This window comes from Nocardia aegles, assembly GCF_052545135.1.
On record NZ_JBQWRI010000002.1, the window covers coordinates 654,427 to 674,896 of the forward strand.

Sequence of the window (20,470 nt, forward strand, 5' to 3'; positions counted from 1 at the left end):
ATCCCGACTGCGGAGTGAGCGCCACGGATGGCTGCTATACGATGACTCGTCGACAACTCGGGAGGTGCCAGGGTGGAGATCGCGCAGACCGCTGACCACGCACTGCGTATCTTGTTGTCCCTCAGCGAAGATGGACCGCAATCGATAGGCGAATTGGCTACCCGCCTCGATCTGGCGCGAACAGTGACGCGCCGCCTGGTAGTGACCCTTCAGCGCCGATCTTTCGTCAAGGTCGATGGTGGCCGCGTCTCGATCGGCCCGTCCGTTCTGGCAATAGCCGCCAAGGCCGTTCCCGATGTCTACCGCGAGGCGCAGCCCCTGTTGGACGAGCTGGCGCGCGACATCGGGGAGACGATCGTGGTCTCCGTTCTCGACGGCAACGAAGCACTGGTCGTGGCATCGGCCAAATCCGATATTCATCCGCTGAGGGTGGAGTACCCACTCGGATACCGCCACCGCGCTGCGACCGGGGCAGCGGGCCGAGCGATTTTGTTCAATCTCGCCGCCGACCGCGCGGAGGAGATGATCGCCGCGGAAAGCGACGATCCGGTAGCGCTCGAACGATTCCGGGAAGAGCGGGGCCTCGGCTACGCGGTCAGCCACGACGAGCTTCGGCTCGGAGCCTACGGAATTGCCGTTCCGCTCCGAATCGCTCAGCAAGAGGCCAGCCTCTCCATCGTGGCTCCGGCCGGCCGCGGGCACGAACTTCTCCGGCATCTCGGAAAACTTCAGGACACCGCCGCCGAGTTGGGTGCGATTTGATACGCCCGCTTTCTGTGCGCTGAATCCGGCCTTCGCCCTCATAGCGTGCGGGAGCTCCCGGATGTCGCGTGCCGGGAGCTCCCTGAATAACATCGCTGTGCAGGATGCGCCGCGGATGCTATCGCTCGGCGTCGTTCTCCCGGAGCACCTCACCCGCGATACGGAAAGATTCCACCCCGGCCGGGATTCCCGCGTAGACCGCCAGATGGATCAGCGTGTCCTTGATCTCCTCCGGTGTCACGCCGTTTCGCAGCGCACCCTGCGTGTGCAGGCGGAACTCGTTGGTGCGCCCCAGTGTCCCGATGATGGCCAGGTTGAGGAGGCTGCGGTCCCGTCGCGTGAGCGCCGTGCGCCCCCACGATGCGCCCCAGCAGAATTCCGTGACCAACTCCTGGAACTCGCGTCCGAAGTCGCCCGCGTTCGCGAAAGCGCGCTCCACGTATTCCTCGCCGACGACCTCTTTACGGATTCGCAGGCCGCGATCGAACCCCGACTCACTCATCATGCTTCCTTTCTTCGTTCCGGACCGGGTTCCGAAGCGTCCCGATCCCCTCGACGGTCACTTCCACCACATCGCCGTCAGAGAGGAATTCAGGCGGATTCCTCTTGAAGCCGACGCCCGCAGGGGTACCGGTGGGGATGATGTCTCCGGGTTCCAACTCGATGAACTCGGATATGTGCTCGATCAATGTGGGAATGTCGAAGATGAACTCCGCTGTCGTGGCGTCCTGTTTCACGACACCGTTGATCGTCGTCGTGATCCGGAGATCATGCGGGTCCAGTCCTTCGTCGACCAGCGAGATGTGCGGACCGATCGGGCCGGATGCGTGAAAGTTCTTCCCACCGGTGTACTGCGTCACTCGGAACTGGTAGTCGCGCACCGACACGTCGTTGAAGATGGTGTACCCACCGACGTGCTGGAAGGCGTCCTCTTTCGTGATGTGTCGCCCGCCCTTGCCGATGACGACGGCGAGTTCCCCTTCCCAGTCGACCTGGTCGGAGACAGTCGGCACGATGATCGCCTCCCCGTCGGCGATCTGGGTCGCCGCGAACCGGGGAAAAAGGATCGGGATCTCCGACACCGTGAGACCCGCTTCCGCGGCATGCTTGCGATAGTTGCGGGCAACGCACACGATCTTGGGCGGGTTCGGAATGGGAACCAGAACCGAGGCCTCGGATCGAGCTACCGAGATGCCGTGATTCCTCGCCTTGGTGGCGTCCAGTTCGTCGGCGAAGGCAACAGCATCGCGCAGGGCCGCGTAACTGGCCGCCCCGCCCTGAAAATAGACAAGCGCGTCGGGCGGAAGGATCGCCGCAGCAAGCGCATTGGAGTTCGCTGAGCCTTGCGCCGCCAACCTGGCCGCATACGCGCGGGTGATATCGATGAAATGCTCTCCGCGGATCACTCCGAGTTTGTCGCTGCCGCGGTGACGAAATCGAACGAGCTGAGTCATGTATGCCCCACTTTCCGAGAAACGGCGTCAAACCCGGGCCGCGCGGCGTGCACGCTCGGCCTCGGCCTGCTGCTCGCGCTGCGCGGTGTAGGCGTCGAAGTCGAAGTCTTCGAGTTCGACTTCCTGGATCGGCGGGTACGGGCGAGGAATTCCGTCCCAGCCGACGTGGTCGATGCTCCAGTAGAACTCGAGCAGATTGCCATCCAGGTCGAGGCCGTAGAAGCGGGGCTGATTACCCGGCCCGCCGATACGAGCGTTGACGATAGGTACCCCACGCTCCTTGAAGCGTCGATACAGTTCCACGAGGTCTTCACTCGAGTCCATCTCGAAGGCGATGTGATGCAACCCGAGAGCACGCGCATCCGGCTGCTGCGGGCTGGGGTCCCGCAGGGTGAAGATCGACAGGCGGTGGTGGATGGTGTCTTCCCATCCCCGCACGAAGGCTCCCGCCAGCACCGCGACACCGTGACCGACCTTGTTCGCGTCGTACCGGAAGATCTCCGTCAGGCGCATGCCGAGAACATCTGTGTAGAAGTCGACAGAGCGATCCAGATCGCTCACGGCGATCCCCACATGGCCCAGTCGCGCAACACGTCCGCTCATGTTGTCACTCCCTACCCTTTCAGTTGAGACCGATAATCGGTTCAATAACTCCGGTAAATGTAATAGCTCCTACCCTGAGCGTCAATGCCGGCACCGCGGGGACCGATGCCGAGCGTAGGACGCAGCGGAGCTACGGCATCCGCATGTCGCTCGAAACCGTTGGTACTCAATGCTTCTGAGATCCATAGAGACTTGTCCCGGGTTGCCATCGGCAAAGGTTGACCGAACGCCCGAGCCGGGAGGTAACCGTCAGCGCAATCCTTGATTACCAGGAACATCGATCGGTGTCCGATATCCGGACACAACTTTGCGTATACGGCCTGTGATCAGCAATCCAACCGTCACCGTCGCGGCAGCTGCCGACACGCCCACCGTCGATCGGACGGCGTGCGGGCGCCGCAACGTGGCCGACCACTGTGGAGCGATCCAGGCTTCGAAACGCGATCCCGACGTGGCAGTTCCACCGAAAGCGGTGCCGACTCCGCCGAGTCGGCACCGCTTTCGCCTGCCGATCCTGCGCCGGCCGAATAGGCGGAGAAATCAGCCCGCATTCACGTGCCGGTCGGTTCCGACCATCACGAACGCCATCCGGGCCGTCTCCCTGCCCTTGTTCCGCCAGGCGTGGCGTGCGCGCTGCTGAATGACGATGTCACCCGCTTCGAGCGCCGCCTGGTTCCCGTCATCCAGTTCGAGCCAAATCCTTCCTTGCAGCACGATCCCGTAGTCCACACTGTCTGTGGTGTGCATGCCCGGGTTCTCCGCCTCGAAGCGCTCGGCCAGGCCGGGCAGGTGGTGGAGTTGCTCGGTGCCTGCCGCAACGGGATCGAAGCCGGGTTCGGCCATCACCGAGTCCGGCGGGAAGTCCACCACGAACATGAGCGTGTGCCCGGGCGCCGGATGCGCCGTGGTTCCCTCGGGCGCCGCTTCCTCCACATCGACCGCAGGTGATGGCGCAGTCGTCCAGACAATCGCCGACGACATTCCGGGTATCGCCTCGAATCTGTGTTCCGTCGGCACCGGCCCGTCGCTGAGCACCAGCGATCTGCCCGCGCGTCGACCGGTCACGACCCGTCTGATGGTCATCGGGCTTGCTCCTCATCCATTGATATCGGCCCTGACTACTGCCGAGCGCTCAGGTGCGTAGAGTTGGTCACGCCGGGCAGGACAACGACGTTGACGAAGCCGCCGACCCGGGACCCGACGAGTTCGATCGCTTCGTTCACCTCGGACAGAGCGAAGCGCCGATGCTCGAGGCAGGACAGGTCGATCACGCCGGCAGCGATCATCGCGATCATCTGGTCGGCCTCCGCCGCGCTGAACCACTGAGATCCGACAGCATGGACATCGCCCATCAGAACGTCCCAGTAGCTTTGGAAGAGGCCGCCCTCGACGCCGGCGGCGACAAGGACTGCGCGCCCGCCGGCTTTGATCGCCGAGAGCAGTGTGTTGGTGCCATGGACGTCCCCGCCGACGCCCAGGCAGTCGTACAGCACGTCCACACCGATTCCGTCGGTGCGGCTTTCGGCCCATGCGACGAGGTCGATGCCGTCTTCGGACGACACCGTCTCCACCCGCGTAGGGGACATCTGCCGAACCCGCTCCAACAGCTCCCGGTTACGTCCGACACCGAGGATCTTGGTGGCGCCCATGCCGAGTGCGATCGCCACCGCGGCCACACCGAGCGTCCCGGTGACCCCGTTGATCAACAGGGTCTTGCCAGGGCCGAGATCACCTTTGCGCAGCGCGGCGAACGACGTGCCGATATAGCCGAAGCGCGCCGCGGTCTCGAAGTCGATCGACTCCGGCAGGCGCGCCACCCTCGCGTCGGGTGACAGGACATATTCGGACAACCCGCCGATCGGGTAGTGGTTGAGCAGCTGCCAACCGAATTCGTTCGGGGTCATATATCCCCGGTAGCAGGCATTCGGGCAGAGGTCGCGCCGGCCGCTACGACAATGGTGGCAAGTGTCGCAGGTCAGGAATGGATCGACGTACACGCGCTGGCCCACCTCGAGGCCGACCACATACTCGCCGACCGCTTCGATCGTGCCCGCGACATCGAGACCGAAAACCACTGGAAGGTCCGGCAGTTTGAGCTGCGTGTAGCCGTTGACCACGTTGAACGAGTTGGGCACCAACCCGCACGCTTCGACTTTGACGAGCACATCCTTCGGACCGGGAACAGGTTTATCAGCTATGCCGACTTCCAGCGGCTTCCCCGTGGCAACGAGACGGGCGACATTGATCTTGGACACGATTTGAACCTCACTGTTTATACGGCGAGCTGCCAGAGAACGTGATCGACATCACTGTGGGAAGCCCATCGTCTCGCGTTGCCTGCGAGAATGTCAATAATTTTTTTCCGATTCTCGGTCTGCCGAGTTCGATTATCGTCCATTCCGGTCGACGTAAGAACACAACGTCGAGAGTGGCGAACCCAGGGCAGGAGTTACCGAGATCCCCATGCCATATTCCGGGGAGCGATGCGTGCCGGCGGGGGACTTTTTGACGATCGTCGCAGAAATCCCGCCGCAGTGATGCGGCGAACTATCCGATTCCTAGGATTTAATTTTCAGATCGAATTCCCGACAGATTCGGACCGATCTCGGCGACGTGATTTACCAGCACTGTGTCGATGGCGGACATCAGCACGGAGGGCTGCTCGTCCATGGGGTAGTGCCCGCATCCGGCGAGTACCTGCAGGCGACTATTGGGATACCACGACAACCAAGTGTCCTTCATCCGCTGCGGACTCAGCGAGGGGTCATTTTCTCCGACGATCACCCCCACCGGCACCGCGTTGCCGAGGATTTCGGTGTGGAAGTCGCCCTCCGCCCATGCGTCGAGGTAGCCGCGCAGCGCGTCGACCTCCGAGCAGGCGAAGGATCGCTGCGTCAGCCGATGAACCCAACGGTCACTTCGCATGCCGCCGGTCGAACGGTTGATCACCATGGCTCGCGCCGCGCTGTCCTCCACGGCTCGGTCGAACAGGGTGCGACGCTCGCCGATGAGTCCTCCCCCGCTCGCCGGCACCGGGGCGATCCCCACGAGGGCGCGGATCCGATCCGGGGCAGCCAGTAATGCCTGCTGGATGGCCAATCCTGTCATGGAGTGGCCCACGAGGAAGAACTCCTGCCAGCCCAGGGAATCCGCGACGACCAGTGCGTCTTCGGCGATTTCCGCCATGGTGTACGCACCGCCGCGGGTGCGGGACAGGCCGTAGCCGCGGGCGTCCATAAAGCACCAGGTGAAGGAATGCTTGTCCGCTATCTGCCAGGCAGCCGACCACGATGCGGCATCCGACAGCCAACCGTGCAAGACGATGACCTTGCGAGGGCCGCCGCCGACGAGATAATAGCCATTCCGATGTTCCGTCGCCGCCATCGGCAACGAGTGTGCCGTGTGTGTGCTCAACTCTCCCATAGTGACTCCGTCACGCCGACCTGGACGAGCTTGAATGCGCCCGTGTGGAACAACAGTGGCTGTCCGTCGCGCAGATTCACCTGCTCCACCTGGCCGATGAACAGCGTGTGGTCGCCGGCCGGATGGCGGTCGATGATCCGCGTCGTCAACTGGACGAGGGATCCGGCGACGACCGGCACCGCGCCGAGCCATTCGAACTGCGGCGGCGGCATGGGGTGTTTACTGCCGGCGAACCGACGCGCGATCGACTCCTGAGAATGCGCGAGGATGCTCACGCCGTAGTGCTGGGCGCCGGCGAGACGGGCAGCCATCCTGGCCTTGTTGCCCAGGGAGATCAGCACCAGAGGCGGATCCAGTGACACCGACATGAAAGCGTTCGCGGTCATGGCGTGCACCTCCCCGCCGATGTCGTTGGTGATCACTGTGACGCCGGTGGCGAAGCGGCCCATCGCGGCCCGCATCACCAGAGGGTCGATCTGTGCCGAAGCTGCGATGTCCTCCTGCATTGCGGCGGTCATGATTCCGTCGCCGCCATCTCGGTGTGGCTTGCGATGAACGCCGCGGCTTCGGCCGGGTCGTTCCACGCCGGGAAGAAATCGCGCGGGGTGCTCCGGGAGTCGGAGTGCCATTGCCGGATCACCTCCGAGCGAGTCCCGGCCCGCACCAGATCGCGCACGTGCTGCGGGCCCTCCAGCGTGATGTTGGTGTACGCGGTGGCCCACTGCACATCGTCCCAATAGGTTTCGAAGGTGCGATTCATCCATTGCTCATCGAACGGTTCGTTGCCCCGCTCCACGATGGCGTCCAAATAGATCTTGGCGCATTTGACGGCGTTGTTGGCCCCCTCGCCGGTGATCGGGTCATTGAGAACGACCAAGTCCGCCATGCCCAACACCTTCCGGCCCGAAGGCAGCGTAGCGACGGACTTGCGCACGGTGGGTGGGTAGCATCCACGCAGTACCGCGTTGTCGTCGGTCAGCGTGACGTCGGCGACGCGATCGGCCGCCCACGGCACGAATTTGTCGACGATGGTCTTCGCTTGCTTCAGATAGTCGGCCGGCGAGTCGATGCCCTCCCAACAGTCCAGTGCACCGCCGATCCGGCCTTCGAACATCAGCAAGTCGGCGGGGCCGGTGATCGTCAGCACGGGGAAGAAGAACACCTCACCGACCCCGGGGATCACCGTGACTTCCGTCGCCAACCGCTCCGGTGTCCGCAGCCCGTCGACGTAAACAGCGGCGATGTATCGTTGCGGCGTGTCGTAGACGGTCCGAGCCCTGTCCTTCTCGAACAATTTGCCGATCTCGCCTTTGCCGGTGCTCATGATGGTGAGGTCATGGGAAGCGGCGATGGAGTCGAGGTCATGCAGCCCCACCGACACCTCGAAGAGGCGTCCGCCTCGGCGGCGAAAAGTGTTCATCCAGTAGGGAATTCGCACTCGGTAGTCCACCGATGTGGACGGGCCCGGCTGGTATGGCGCCGACCAGGTGAAGTCCAGGTCGCCGTTCGGGGCGGTGACCGTTACCCGCAGGTCCTGTGCCGGTGGCGCGGACTCCTGCCAGAAGTCCAGGCCCAATTCCCGTTCGATGGCCCGGGCGGCGGGATAGAGCAGCTGGGTGGAGGTGATCCGACCGGTAGCTATCTGCGCCGGTGTGCGGTCGGAGACCAGAGTGACCTGGTACCCCCGGTCTTGCAGGCCGAGGCCGAGCACCAAACCTGCGTGCCCGGCGCCGACGATCGCGATCGATGGCTTGGTCGACATAGTTGACTCCCTTGGTATTACTGTGCTGGATCGGTCATGCTGTGGTGACGGACGGGTCGCTGCCATTGATCAGGTGTTCGGGGATGAGTTTTTGCTTTCGGGCGCTGGCGATCATCGAGGCCTCGAGCATCCATTCCCTCGATCGGTCCGGGTCGCGAGAGATTTCGTGCAGCTGCCTCAGCCGCAGCTCGCGGGCTGTTCCCTCACTCAGGGAGAGGTCTTGGGTGTTCTGGTGGGTGATCCGCTGGATTTCCGACAAGGCCACTGCCCTGCGCTGGGTCGCCCACGTGTCGAGATCCGGGAGCTGTCCAGGGTCGGTCAGTGTCCGACCCAAGGTGTACGCATCATGGATGCCGGAGTTCAGACCCATACCTCCGATGGGCGAATTGACGTGGGCCGCGTCCCCGATGAGCGTCACAGGTCCGCGGCGGAACTCCTCGGCCACCCGTTGGTGCACCCGATACACCTGCCGCGAGAGCACCTGCGGTGTGGGGTGCGAACCGAACAGCGTCCGCAGGCGCCCGCCGATGAATTCGTCCGTCAACACCGCTTCGTCGGACGGCCCTTCGGTGACCTCGAACATCACCCGCCAGCAGTCGGGGATCCGCAGCAGCATCTGATGCTCGTTCGGGTCCGAAACGTAGTTGACGTAGGAGATGCCGGGAAAATAATCCTCGAGCGGCGCATCGATTCCCAGCAGCAGATACCGGTGTTCGTAGGTGATGCCTTCGAACTCGATGCCCAGATCTCGGCGCACTGTGCTGCGGGCACCATCAGCCCCGACGAGGTGGCTACCGGTCACGGCATAGTCGCCCTCGGCGCCGTTCACATAGACGGTCGCGAGCTCGGCGTTTGCCACGTGACCGGTTGCCCGGTGCGCGAAGCGGACCTCGACCGTTTTCTCATCGGCGAGCTTGTCGAGCACAATCCGTACGTACTTGTACTGCTCGAGTTGCAGGCGGTAGGGATACCGAGTGGCGTCCGAGAGGGTGGAAAAGTCGAACTCCGCGATCAGACCTCCGGTACGCTCGCGCAACTGATAGGTCGGTGCCACCAGACCTAGAGCCAGCATGTCGTCTACCAGGCCCAAGCCTTCGGCGAGCTCGAGCGTGGGAGGGTGGAAGGTCGACGCCCGCCACTGCGTAGCCGGTTGCGGCTCCGCCTCCAGAACCAGGACCCGGCGCCCGGCCCGGCCCAGCACCAGGGCCGCCGTCAGGCCGACCGGGCCGGCGCCGACGACGACCACGTCGTAGTCGGGCAGATCGCCTTCAGCAATGGAATTCGACACCTCAGTCCTTTCGCCGGTCACGCGTGACCTGCCGCACAAAGCAGATGTTGTGTGGCACACGCTACGAACTCAGAACCGCTGAATGGAACTCCATGAGCAATAATTCCTCTATGCGGCACGTGAGGTCCCAAGAAGCGGCACATACCTTGAACTCGGTGACCAACGCCCTCCGCGTGCTCAGGCTGACGCACAAGGAAGGCTCGGTGAGCTTGCCCTCGATCAGCGAACACCTGGGGGTGGGCAAATCGACCGCCCACCGGCTGGTCACCACGCTGGCCGCAGCGAACTTTCTGCAACGCAGTCCCGCCCACCCCACCGAGTTCATCGTGGGGCCCGCGCTGCTGGAGATCGGCGCGACGGCGCTACGCAAGGCCGATATCCGCCGTCATGCGCGGCGGCCCATGGAGCGCCTCTGCGACCACCTCAACGAGACCGTCAGCCTCGTGATCCACGAGGGGAGTTCCACCCGCGTTGTCGATGGGGTGGAGTCCAAGCAAGCGATCCGCGTCGGGTTGCGCACCGGCATAGTTCTGCCCGCCAATGCCACGGCCGCAGGCAAGGTGCTTTTGGCGCAGTTGCCGGCGAAGGCCCTTGTGGAACTGTTCCCCCACGGCTTGCCGTCGTTGACCGCCGAGACCAAGTCCACCTGGCCGGAACTCGAGCAGCAACTCGCACAGGTTCGTAGCGACGGATACGCATACAGCGCCGCTGAGAGCGAGCCGGCATTGAACGGCCTGGCGGTCCCGGTCTACGACCACTCCGGCGAGGTCGTCGCAGCGCTGGCCATTGCGGCACCGTACTACCGCCTGCCACCGCATACCGCAAGTGCCAGAGTCAGGTTCCTGCAGGAAACCGCGGCGGCCATCACACGCGCTTTCGGGTGATCCGTGCCGGACCGAGCAGGCGACCGAAGTCGCACAGCGCTTTCGCCGGCACGGTCCATACCGCCGACCGGCACCGCACATACCGCATAGCGGAATATCGTCTGCGCTCATTCCGTTTTGCGGACTCCCGACCGTAACGTAGCTCACATCCGCTGATCGCGGATGGGCCGTAACAGCCGTGGAAGGACACCGCACCATGACCCAGACGACCGTGCCGCAGGTCGGACACCTCATCGCCGGAGAGATGTCCGGCATCAGCTTCCGGGATGTGCACGATCCAGGGCGCTTGAACGACGTCGTCGCGCGCGTGGCCGTCGGAACCGCCGATGACGTGGATCGCGCTGTACGTGCCGCGCACGCGGCTTTTCCCGCGTGGCGGGACACTTCCGCTCAGGAGCGTGTGCAGAAACTGCTCGCCGCGGTGGCAATCCTGGGTGATGCCGCGGAGAGCCTCTCCCCGCTGCTGGTGCGTGAGCACGGAGGTGTGTTGTGGGAAGCCCAGACCGACTTCGCATTAGGAGCAGGAGTGCTTCAGCACACACTGAGCCTGACCGAGGAGTTCTTGCGTCCCGACCAGTTCGACGGCGAACAGGGCTTCATCACGGTAGAACGGGTTCCGCGCGGCGTTGCGGCCGCGATCGTTCCGTGGAATATGCCGATCGTTCTGACCATGGTCAAGCTCGCGCCCGCCCTGGCGACAGGCAATACGCTCGTGCTGAAGCCCTCCCCGTTCGCACCGGTCGCGTTGACCCTCGCGTTGCAGAAGATCGCTGCCGCGCTGCCGGTCGGTGTGCTCAACGTCGTCCACGGCGAAGGCGACGTGGGAGCCGCGCTCTGCAGCCACCCACTGGTTCGCAAAGTCGGCTTCACCGGCGGAACGGCGACTGCGCAGAAAGTGATCGAAGCTACCGCTGCCACAACCAAAAACGTCACTCTCGAACTCGGTGGTAACGATCCTGCCATCGTTCTCGACGACGCCGACATCGACGCGGTCCTCGACCGGATCTTGGGCGGCGTGTACACCCGAAGCGGGCAGATCTGTTTCGCGGTCAAGCGAATCTATCTGCCGCGCAGCATGTACGGGCGCTTCGCGGACGCGTTCTGCGACCGCGTCGACGAGTTCGAGATCGGCCACGGCCTCGACCCCCGCGCCAAGTTCGGCCCGCTCAACAATGAGGCACAGTTCAAGAAGGTCAACGACCTGCTCGACCACACCCGCAACTCGTCGGCCGACGTGGTCGAGCTGGGTCGCAAGCTGGACCCTTCGGCCTGGGAGAACGGCTACTACGTCCTCCCTCATGTCGTACGCGACGTCGAGCACACTGCACCCGTATCCCGTGAGGAGCAGTTCGGTCCCGTGATCCCGCTCATCGCCTACGACAACGAAGAGCAGGCTGTCGACTGGGCCAACGACAGCGCCTATGGTCTGTGCTCCTCGGTCTGGACTACCGACCGCGACCGCGGACTCTCCGTGGCCCGCCGCATCGAGGCGGGCACCACCTTCATCAACACACATTCGTTCGAGTCACTGGATCTGCGCATGCCCTTCGGCGGCATCAAACAAAGCGGTATCGGCCGCGAATTCGGCACTTACGGGTTGTCCGAGTACGTCGAGGAACATGCGATCCGATACGTGCAGACGTAGGTTCCGACATGCCGAGGTCATGCTGTCATGCCCTGCTGCGAGCCGAGTAGTTTCAGCACGTTCGCCCGCTCGGTTGCGAGATCGATCGGCTCGCCGGCCAGAGTGTCGAGGAGTTCTTGGAGTGGCCAGCGGTGCAGAACCCCGTAGCGGGCGGAGTAGAGGCCGATCGTGTGGATGCGGAACGTGTCGATGGTGTCGAACAGCGCGTAGCCGATCAACTGGTAGACGTCGGCGAGTGACAGCGTGTCCACTCGCCCCGCCTTTGTGGCGATACCCGGCCGGGTTTTCAGCTCCAGCAGTACACCATCGAGGATGATGTCGGCGGCGGCGGCGCAGAAGCGGGACGCGGTGAACGTGGGCCCCAACGCCACCGCCGACACCGGCGCGGTCAGCAGCTCGGAAAGTTCGGTAACCGCCAGCAGGTAGAGTGCCCGCACCTGTTCGACCCCATCGTCCGGTGCCAGCGTGAGCAGTGCGTCGGCAGTGAACCGGCCGCTGCGGATCGGGCCGGCCAGCGGGGAGGTCGGGAAGGCGAGCGGGTCGCGGTACAGCTCCGTGCACAGCGCCAGCGCCCAACTGGCACGAATGACGGTGGACAGCGCCTCCTCCGGCAGCGGCCGGTGGGCCACCCTACTGGCCAGCCTCGCCACCTTCAGGACTTCGCCCAGGTAGTTCTGCGTACCGGATATCGCTGGGTGTGCGACCGCGACCTGCGGCCGGTAGTCGGCGTCGAGTGTGAAACGGATGAGGAAGTCGAACGCAACGCCGAGGGTTCCGGGATTCGCTGTGGAGCCGTCGACCTGCAAGGTGCCCGAGGATGCCCGATAGTCGGCTTGCACGGGCCCGACGTGCGGGTAGCGCCGATCGAAGTACTGGCGCAAGGGGCAGAACTTGTCGGCGATCGCCATGGTGAGACTCGAATATTGGTAGCTCACATGCATAACTGTGACATAGACAACCGACATGTTCGGTCGGCCGAAAAATGTTACTGTCCGGACGGCGGTTGATGCGAAGAACTCCCGAGTTCTGGGCACTTCCCGTCGCCTGGTTCGATCGGGCGTTGGTGCCAACGCCCCGCTGCGGCCCGGCGGAGCGCCCCTGGGGTTGATCGCGGGCCGCTGCCGCCTCGGCTACGGCATCCGGGTGATATCTACTCGGATCGTGTTGCGGGCCCGTCTGTTCCATCGACCAGCCGCAACTTGCCGCCAGACCGGTCGCACACTGTCCGATTCCGCCCGTTCTCGGACCTCGGCAGTTGAAGTGAACCCGCGCCGGCGACAGGCATCAAGATCTATAGTTGACCGCTATGGGAGGTAGGCATCGGAAGGACCTGGAAGGCAACCGAATCGACCTTGCCGCCGTTGCGGTGCGACGCGATCCGCACACCACCACCGCGGATGGCGGATTCGCTGCCCGGGCGCTTGCCGCGCAACCAGAACTACCGGCGTGGATCGCGTGGCTGCACGACCGCGCCGGCGAACAATGGGCACGGCTGGAGTACCAGATGCACTATCCGCTCGACTACGGCGGCACGCCGGACACGCGCACGAGCGAGGAGTGGTTGATCACCCAGCGCGCCTACCGTGCCGAATACGCCGCCCGATCGGTGGAACGCGCCCGCCGCTTCTATCGCGCCCAGCCCGGGATCGTGCACGCTCATACCCCCGAGCTGCCCGACGACAACGATTTCTATGCTGCCCTGGAGTCCGGTCGGGAATGGACCGGCCACTGGTACTCGCGCGACTCGCTGGGCGCGTGGGGACTGTCCGACATCTCCTGACCCGGCAGTGTCACGGGTTGTCACCCGATTTCGTGTGACTCGACAGTCCCCTCCGGGCGCGAGTACCCGCGGCACCCGAATCCCCCACCAGAGCACCCGATCCGATCGCCGTCCGCTGGGAGAACTCGATCGCGTCGAAGCCCGCCGGGAACGGGAGTCCCGCACGCGCCTGACCAGCATGGCCAGAACCCGGCAGCACCGCTGCGCACCATGGAGCGTGCTCGTTCAGCCGCCGGGCGACCGGCGCGAACCATGCTGGGTAGTCTTCGGGCACCCTTACCGGCTCGGCCGCCACCACGGGGTGCGGGCGGCGTGATGGTGGGCTCGCATGCTCGCCGAGTCCACCATCACCCGCCAACCGATCACACCAGCCGCGCGATCGAAATCCCGCAGCCGCTTCCAGTTCGGCGGCCACCCGCCGACACGCTGCCGGCGCCGGAACAACCCGCAGCTCGCCCGACCGAGTCGGTGCCCTGCGATGGCACATCGCGCCACGGGCAACCGTGGTTCAGGGCCGGGAGTTCTGGGCCTTCGCCAGGGGAGAGAAAATGGGGAACGAGTTACGGCCGAGCCAGCGCACCAGGTCATCGGCTTGTGCGTAGTAGCGACGGAAGGGCTCCGCGGTGATCGGGCCGCCCTGCAGGCGATGACATTTGCTCATAGCCGCGGGCAGCTGCGCATTGATCCAGTGAGCGAGCGTGCCGAGCTCGTCGCGGACCCGTTCGTCGTACTCCGGGTGGTCGTCTCGATGCGACAGCATGTGATTCGCCGAGCGGGATGCGGCGTGCAACAGGCGCGACACGTCACGGACCTCTTCGAACTCTCGTCTCGCCGCGTGGACTTCGGCGGGCGCCAGGCCGAACCGACGATGGATACGGATGTGTTCGGTGAGCACCCGCAACAGTCCCTCGAGCAAGCCGTTGGCGACGGACCCGATTGTCGCCACCGCCAGCCGCTGCAATGTCGCGGCGCCGTCGATCAACAACTGTTCTGCCGGAATCTCGGCCTGATCGAGGTACACCGAATACTCCGGCGCACTACTCGCACCGGCAGTTCGTACACACCTGACACCAGCTGCGCAGGAGTCCACGACGGCGACACCGGAATCCGTGGGCACCAGAATCCAGCGTGCGGACTCGGCATACGGCACACACACTTTGTGACCGGTGATCCGCACCGAACCACCCTCGATGACCGCCACTGTTTTCGGGGTCACCACGAACGGTGCGCCGGGCTCGTTGAGCGCGGCGGTAAGTATCGCGCCCTGCGCTACGGCAGGGAAAATTTTCTGCGCCAGGCTTGCCGGAGCGGCTTGTGCCAGTGGCAGCACTCCGAAACCGAGTGTTGTCAAGGCCGGCACTTGCACCGCGTCAGTGGCGAGTTCGGTGAGTAGCGCCGACACCCCGAGCAGGCCCGTATCCTCGCCGCCGTGCTCGGGCAATGCGTCCGAGAGTACGCCGGACGCGGCGAGTTTCGGCCATAGCGTGATATCGCGTGCGTTCTCGCGTTCGAGCATACGCACGACAGCTTCGGCGACAGCATCCTCACTGTCGACTCCGGTGAAACCCAAAATCACTCCTCTCCGGATCATCGATCGGCGCGGTTCGAGTCGTCATTCGGTGGATCCGACCGCCAGGCCGCGGATGCCGGCGAGCTGTTCGGCCCTTCGGTCGTCGAAACGTGGAGCGACGGGCGGTGCACCGCGGCATCAGCCGCCCCGGGTAACAATCGATCGGTCGGTTTGCTCCCACAACGTGTCGATGGATTATGCCGTGCCGAGTCGGCAAACTCAGCGACCGTCAAACGGATTCGGCGTGGCGTGGGCGATCTCAGCGGCACGGCACGGCCCGCAGTCTGACCACGTGTCAATCCAGCAAGCGTCCAGTTCGGCAAACCACCAGTTGCACCCTCGATGCGGAACCGACAGCACTGACCACCACAGTGGCGCGACCGTTACGACATCGGCTGCGCGTGTCAGCACGACGATCGGCAACCGAGCTGCGAACATCACTGGTCATGGCCACCGCACACGCACACCGCCATCCTGCGACATCACGGGCGGCCGGCTTCAGCACCGTGATGCGGTCGCAGACCTGGCGTGGCCGCTACTCACCGACCGGCGTCCGGCAGGCTTCACGCACCACTCGCGGGCAGCCGTTGCGGGTCTCGCCACACATCGACTGATGCCGCCGACGAATCGTCCAGCGTCTTGTCGACCAGCAGTATCGGCAATCGCTTCGCCAGGCGTAGCGGCGCAGTCCCGGCACAGTGGGGCGGATCAGAGCAGGTTCCGTCGTCAACCGCTACGACGAGGGCTGATCACATGGCCGACCGATCACCGATACACGATGCTCTTGGCGCCCACCATGCGCACGAGGCTGAAGATCGGGAGCCCGATCACCAGATGTTCGATGCCGGTGGAGATACCCACCCACAGGTCGCTGGACAGCGCCAGGGGAATGATCACCGCCGCGGCGGTGAGGATGCCCACGATCCAGCTGAAGAACAATTCCGGCGACGGAGTGCCCAAGCGCAGCAGGTACCACAGCACCCCGCCCAGCAGCGCGCAGATGAATGCCACCACAGCGAACCAGTACGCATCCTGGGCCATCGGATTCCAGACCCCGAACGTGCCGCTCTCGCTGACTCGGGTGGCGATGATCTCGATGATCCACGCGCACAACCAGGCCGCCAGCGCCGTCACCACCGCCGCCGCGATCACACCGCCGACGAACATGCCGACGTTGACGTCCGGCTCCTGCTGCGACCGAGACCGCCGGTGCGGACGTTCGGACTGCTGATACGCCTCGCGTCTTGGATCCTGGTCGAACCCGGAGGCCTGATCGTATCCGCGATCCTGATCGTATCCGCGATCCTGGTCGTATTCGTGATCCTGGTCGTACCCGGAAGCCGGACCGTACCCACGATCCTGGCCGTACCCGGGATCGCGGTAATCGCCTGGCTGATAACCGGCTTCGTAACGTGCGGTGTGCCGCTCGCGCGGATCCATGGGATTCAACCGCCGATCACCTCCGTGGAAAGCTTGCGTGTGCGTCGAGTGTAGGGCGGGACCGAACTGGCCGCTGCCCCCTATCCGACTCCGGTCGGTCCGTAACCACGCCATGGACTTCCGTCTCGTGAGCGCACCCCGAACAGCCGGCGAACTCATCGGGGCGAGCGCGCGGCGGCGGTGCCGCGCTGCCCGATGCGGACGTGCGCCCCGCTCATGTCTACGAGCCCCAGCCGACGTGCATTTCGGCGCGCATCCGCTCGCGCATGTGCGGGTAGTGGAGTTCGAAGGCCGGGCGTTCGGACCGGATGCGGGGAAGTTCGTAGAAGTTGTGCCGGGGAGGCGGGCAGGTCGTGGCCCATTCGAGTGAATTGCCCCCGCCCCACGCGTCGTCCACGGTGACCACTTCGCCGTAGCGGTAGCTGCGGAAGGCGTTCCAGACGAACGTGACCATCGAGACGCCCAGAATGAACGATCCGACGGTCGACACGGCGTTCAGGGCGGTGAATCCGTCGGTCGGTAGGTAGTCGGCGTACCGGCGGGGCATGCCTTCGGCGCCCAGCCAGTGCTGGACGAGAAAGGTGGTGTGGAAGCCGACGAATGTGGTCCAGAAATGCAGCCTGCCCAGGCGTTCGTCCATGTAGCGCCCGGTCATCTTGGGGAACCAGAAGTAGATCCCGCCGAAAGTGGCGAAAACGATCGTGCCGAACAGCACGTAGTGGAAGTGGGCTACGACGAAATACGTGTCGTGAATCTGCCAGTCCAGTGGCGGGCTGGCGAGGATGACACCGGACAGTCCACCGAACAAGAACGTGACGATGAAGCCGACGGCGAACAGCATCGGCGTCTCGAAGGTCAGGTCCCCTTTCCACATGGTGCCGATCCAGTTGAAGAATTTGACCCCGGTCGGCACCGCGATCAGGAAAGTCATCATCGAGAAGAAGGGCATCAGCACCGCCCCGGTGGCGAACATGTGATGCGCCCATACCGCTGCCGACAGCACCCCGATCGAGATCGTGGCGTACACGAGAGGCCCGTAGCCGAAGAGGGGTTTGCGGCTGAACACGGGAAGGATCTCACTGATGATCCCGAAGAACGGCAGTGCCACGATGTAGACCTCGGGGTGCCCGAAGAACCAGAACAGATGCTGCCAGAGCAGGACGCCACCGGTGGCGGCGTCGTAGATGTGCCCGCCGAGATGCCGGTCGTAGGCCAGCGCCATCAAGGCGGCGGTGAGTACCGGGAACGCGAGCAACACCAGCACGCTCGTCACCAGGACGTTCCATCCGAACATGGACATGCGGAACATCGTCATCCCCGGCGCGCGCAGGCAGACGATGGTGGTGATCATGTTGACCGCGCCGAGAATGGTGCCCAACCCGGATAGGACCAGGCCCATGATCCACAGATCGGCGCCCGCTCCGGGCGCATGGACGATGTCGCTCAGCGGTGTATACGCAGTCCATCCGAAATCAGCGGCTCCACCAGGAGTCACGAATCCGGAGACCACCATCGTTCCGCCGAAGAGGAACAGCCAGAAGCTCAGCGCGTTCAGGCGCGGAAATGCCACATCGGGTGCGCCGAGTTGCAGCGGGAGGACCGCATTGGCGAATCCGAAAACCGTCGGAGTGGCGTACAGCAGCAGCATGACGGTGCCGTGGATGGTGAACAACTGGTTGTATTGCTCGGGCGAGAGGAACTGCAGGCCCGGCCGTGCCAGCTCCGCGCGCATGAGCAGCGCCATCAGTCCGCCGAGCATGAAGAAGGCGGTGGCGGCGACGAGATACATGATGCCGAGCGCCTTCGGGTCCGTCGTGGTGACCAGCTTCCACAGCACCGAGCCCTTCGGAGCGGTCCGCGCCGGATACGGCTTGGTCGGCGTGAGCTGTGGCGCGCGTGGGTCCGAGACCTGAGTCATCACTGCTCCTCGTCTGCTGCCCGGGCCGGGACCGGCCGCAACCACCCTGCGACGACCAACCTCGTGCGCCGGTCGCGGGCCCCACTGCTGGGCAAAGGTATCGAGGGTGTCGAGAAGTTCATCAGCGGTGGCCGGGGACGAATTCCTGGGCCTTGGTCTTCGCGCCCTGGGCCACGAGATGCCAGGCATCCGGGTCGCCACGCAGCACCGCTTCCGCGGTGGATTTCATCTGGTCCCAGGTGGCGTGCGGTGGAATCGGCGGCACCTCGGGATCGCAGCGCACATCCAGCACCGTCGGCCGCTCGGCCGACAGCGCCGCTGCCCAGGCCGGCGCGAGGTCGTTCGGATCATCGACGGCGATGGAGCCCAGACCGTACGTGCGGGCGAGCTCGGCGTAGGAAACGTCGGGCAGCGACTGTGATTCCTCGAATTTCGGCGCACCCCCCATCGAGCGCAGCTCCCACGTCACCTGGTTCAGGTCGTTGTTGTGGAAGACGCACACCACCAGCCGTGGATCGCGCCACTGCTCCTGGTAGCGGCGGATGGTCAGCAACTCGCCCAACCCGTTCATCTGCATCGCGCCGTCACCGACGAGAGCGACCACCGGCCGGTCCGGGTGGGCGAACTTCGCGCCGATCGCGTACGGCACACCGGACCCCATGGTGGCCAGCGTCCCCGACAACGAGCCCCGCATCTGTCCGCGGAACCGCAGACAGCGGGCGTACCAGTTCGTCGACGATCCCGAGTCCGCGGTCACGATGGCGTTCTGGGGAACGCACTGCGACAGCTCCCACACCACTCGCATCGGATTGACCGGCTTCGCGTCCAGCAGCGACTGGCGTTCGATCGTCTCCCACCAGCGCGCCACATCGGTTTCGATCGTCGTGCGCCAGCTGCGATCGGACTTGCGGCTCAGCAGCGGAAGCAGGTCGGTGAGCGTTCGTTTCGCGTCGCCGACGAGATTGACCTCGGTGGGGTATCGCATGCCGATCATCGCGCCGTCGATGTCGATCTGCACCGCCCGCGCCTGACCGAAATCCGGAAGGAACTGCGAGTAAGGGAAATTCGATCCGACGATCACCAGGGTGTCGCAGTCACGCATCAATTCGTAGCTGGGCCGGGTACCCAGCAGCCCGATCGATCCGGTCACGTACGGCAGGTCGTCCGACAGTACATCCTTGCCGAGCAGGGCCTTGGCCACCCCGGCTCCGGTGAGCTCGGCCAGCTCCATCACCTCGGCGGCGGCAGCACGGGCGCCTTGCCCGACGAGGATCGCCACTCGAGACCCCGCGTCGATGATCTCGGCCGCTCGTTCGAGGTCGGCGCGGTCGGCGGTGACCGTGCCCCGCAGGGCCGCCGGCGGGCTGGAGGGGATCTGTTTGAACGCGTGCTCGGGCGGCTGATAGCGCTCCTCCTGCAGATCGGAGGGGATGATCAGCGCCGTGGGAGCCCGCCGGGTGGTCGCGATGCGGAACGCGCGGTCGAGCGCGTTGGGCAATTGATCGGGAACGTTCACCTCGACCAGGTAGTCCGAGGCGACATCCTTGAACAGGCTCTGCAGATCGACTTCCTGCTGGTAGCTGCCGCCCATGGCGCTGCGCGCGGTCTGTCCGACGATCGCCACGACCGGCACGTGGTCGAGTTTCGCGTCGTAGAGGCCGTTGAGCAGATGGATCGCGCCGGGACCCGACGTGGCGGTACAGACACCGACCTCGCCGCTGAACTTCGCATAGCCCACCGCCTGGAAAGCGGCCATCTCCTCGTGGCGCGCTTGAATGAAGGCGGGGGTGTTGTCTGCCCGCCCGAACGCGGCGATCAGGCCGTTGATGCCGTCGCCCGGATAGCCGAACACCTGCTGCACGCCCCAGTCACGCAGTCGTCGCAAGACATAGTCGGCGACCTGGTCAGCCATGTCGTTCTCCTGTCCGCCTTCGAGCTGTC

At 64.6% G+C, this 20,470-nt stretch carries 18 protein-coding genes; 4 read left to right on the forward strand and 14 right to left on the reverse strand.

Going from position 1 to position 20,470, the window contains the following annotated elements; translation table 11 throughout:
• The first annotated feature begins 72 nt into the window (after positions 1-72).
• Positions 73-762 (forward strand): IclR family transcriptional regulator, encoded by a 690-nt coding sequence (locus ACT89H_RS08245; RefSeq protein ID WP_445107916.1) that lies wholly within the window; start codon positions 73-75, stop codon positions 760-762.
• Positions 763-880: 118 nt separating this feature from the next.
• Here the strand turns inward: ACT89H_RS08245 and ACT89H_RS08250 are convergent, their stop codons facing one another.
• From ACT89H_RS08250 to ACT89H_RS08290, 9 genes are all read right to left on the reverse strand, one after another.
• Positions 881-1,264 carry a carboxymuconolactone decarboxylase family protein gene (locus tag ACT89H_RS08250; RefSeq protein WP_445107917.1) on the reverse strand — a complete coding sequence of 128 codons (384 nt, stop codon included), beginning with the start codon at positions 1,262-1,264 and terminating at the stop codon, positions 881-883.
• Positions 1,257-2,216 (reverse strand): fumarylacetoacetate hydrolase family protein, encoded by a 960-nt coding sequence (locus tag ACT89H_RS08255; RefSeq protein WP_445107918.1) that lies wholly within the window; start codon positions 2,214-2,216, stop codon positions 1,257-1,259. Before ACT89H_RS08255 ends, ACT89H_RS08250 begins: the two co-directional genes overlap by 8 nt.
• 27 nt (positions 2,217-2,243) lie before the next feature.
• On the reverse strand, positions 2,244-2,819 hold the full coding sequence (locus tag ACT89H_RS08260) for a VOC family protein (protein WP_445107919.1): 576 nt from the start codon (positions 2,817-2,819) through the stop codon (positions 2,244-2,246).
• 540 nt (positions 2,820-3,359) lie between these two features.
• A complete protein-coding gene (locus ACT89H_RS08265) occupies positions 3,360-3,902 on the reverse strand; it encodes a cupin domain-containing protein (protein WP_445107920.1) in 543 nt (180 codons plus the stop codon).
• A gap of 35 nt (positions 3,903-3,937) precedes the next feature.
• The gene (locus ACT89H_RS08270) at positions 3,938-5,074 is read right to left on the reverse strand and encodes an alcohol dehydrogenase catalytic domain-containing protein (RefSeq protein ID WP_445107921.1); all 1,137 of its coding nucleotides are present in this window, start codon (positions 5,072-5,074) and stop codon (positions 3,938-3,940) included.
• A gap of 310 nt (positions 5,075-5,384) precedes the next feature.
• Positions 5,385-6,203, reverse strand: a complete 819-nt coding sequence (locus ACT89H_RS08275; RefSeq protein WP_445107922.1) for an alpha/beta fold hydrolase — start codon at positions 6,201-6,203, stop codon at positions 5,385-5,387.
• A gap of 26 nt (positions 6,204-6,229) precedes the next feature.
• Complete coding sequence (locus ACT89H_RS08280) at positions 6,230-6,826, reverse strand: flavin reductase family protein (protein ID WP_445107923.1); 597 nt, start codon at positions 6,824-6,826, stop codon at positions 6,230-6,232.
• A complete protein-coding gene (locus ACT89H_RS08285; RefSeq protein ID WP_445107924.1) occupies positions 6,757-8,004 on the reverse strand; it encodes a styrene monooxygenase/indole monooxygenase family protein in 1,248 nt (415 codons plus the stop codon). Before ACT89H_RS08285 ends, ACT89H_RS08280 begins: the two co-directional genes overlap by 70 nt.
• 34 nt (positions 8,005-8,038) lie before the next feature.
• Positions 8,039-9,292, reverse strand: a complete 1,254-nt coding sequence (locus ACT89H_RS08290; RefSeq protein ID WP_445107925.1) for an FAD-dependent oxidoreductase — start codon at positions 9,290-9,292, stop codon at positions 8,039-8,041.
• 155 nt (positions 9,293-9,447) lie between these two features.
• Here ACT89H_RS08290 and ACT89H_RS08295 point away from each other — a divergent pair, with 155 nt between their 5' ends.
• The gene (locus ACT89H_RS08295; protein WP_445107926.1) at positions 9,448-10,176 is read left to right on the forward strand and encodes an IclR family transcriptional regulator; all 729 of its coding nucleotides are present in this window, start codon (positions 9,448-9,450) and stop codon (positions 10,174-10,176) included.
• A 196-nt stretch (positions 10,177-10,372) separates the two neighbouring features.
• Positions 10,373-11,821, forward strand: a complete 1,449-nt coding sequence (locus tag ACT89H_RS08300; RefSeq protein WP_445107927.1) for an aldehyde dehydrogenase family protein — start codon at positions 10,373-10,375, stop codon at positions 11,819-11,821.
• Positions 11,822-11,838: 17 nt separating this feature from the next.
• Here the strand turns inward: ACT89H_RS08300 and ACT89H_RS08305 are convergent, their stop codons facing one another.
• Positions 11,839-12,756, reverse strand: coding sequence for a hypothetical protein (locus ACT89H_RS08305; protein ID WP_445107928.1), 918 nt, complete (start codon positions 12,754-12,756; stop codon positions 11,839-11,841).
• 371 nt (positions 12,757-13,127) lie between these two features.
• Here ACT89H_RS08305 and ACT89H_RS08310 point away from each other — a divergent pair, with 371 nt between their 5' ends.
• Positions 13,128-13,601, forward strand: coding sequence for a hypothetical protein (locus tag ACT89H_RS08310; RefSeq protein ID WP_445107929.1), 474 nt, complete (start codon positions 13,128-13,130; stop codon positions 13,599-13,601).
• Between the two features lie 508 nt (positions 13,602-14,109).
• Here ACT89H_RS08310 and ACT89H_RS08315 read toward each other — a convergent pair.
• From ACT89H_RS08315 to ACT89H_RS08330, 4 genes are all read right to left on the reverse strand, one after another.
• The gene (locus ACT89H_RS08315) at positions 14,110-15,171 is read right to left on the reverse strand and encodes an acyl-CoA dehydrogenase family protein (RefSeq protein ID WP_445107930.1); all 1,062 of its coding nucleotides are present in this window, start codon (positions 15,169-15,171) and stop codon (positions 14,110-14,112) included.
• Between the two features lie 765 nt (positions 15,172-15,936).
• Entirely contained in the window at positions 15,937-16,611 is a 675-nt protein-coding gene (locus tag ACT89H_RS08320) for a DUF6069 family protein (protein WP_445108258.1), read from the reverse strand.
• 220 nt (positions 16,612-16,831) lie between these two features.
• Positions 16,832-18,529, reverse strand: a complete 1,698-nt coding sequence (gene ctaD / locus ACT89H_RS08325; RefSeq protein ID WP_445107931.1) for an aa3-type cytochrome oxidase subunit I — start codon at positions 18,527-18,529, stop codon at positions 16,832-16,834.
• 121 nt (positions 18,530-18,650) lie between these two features.
• Complete coding sequence (locus ACT89H_RS08330) at positions 18,651-20,441, reverse strand: thiamine pyrophosphate-requiring protein (RefSeq protein WP_445107932.1); 1,791 nt, start codon at positions 20,439-20,441, stop codon at positions 18,651-18,653.
• Positions 20,442-20,470 lie beyond the last annotated feature (29 nt).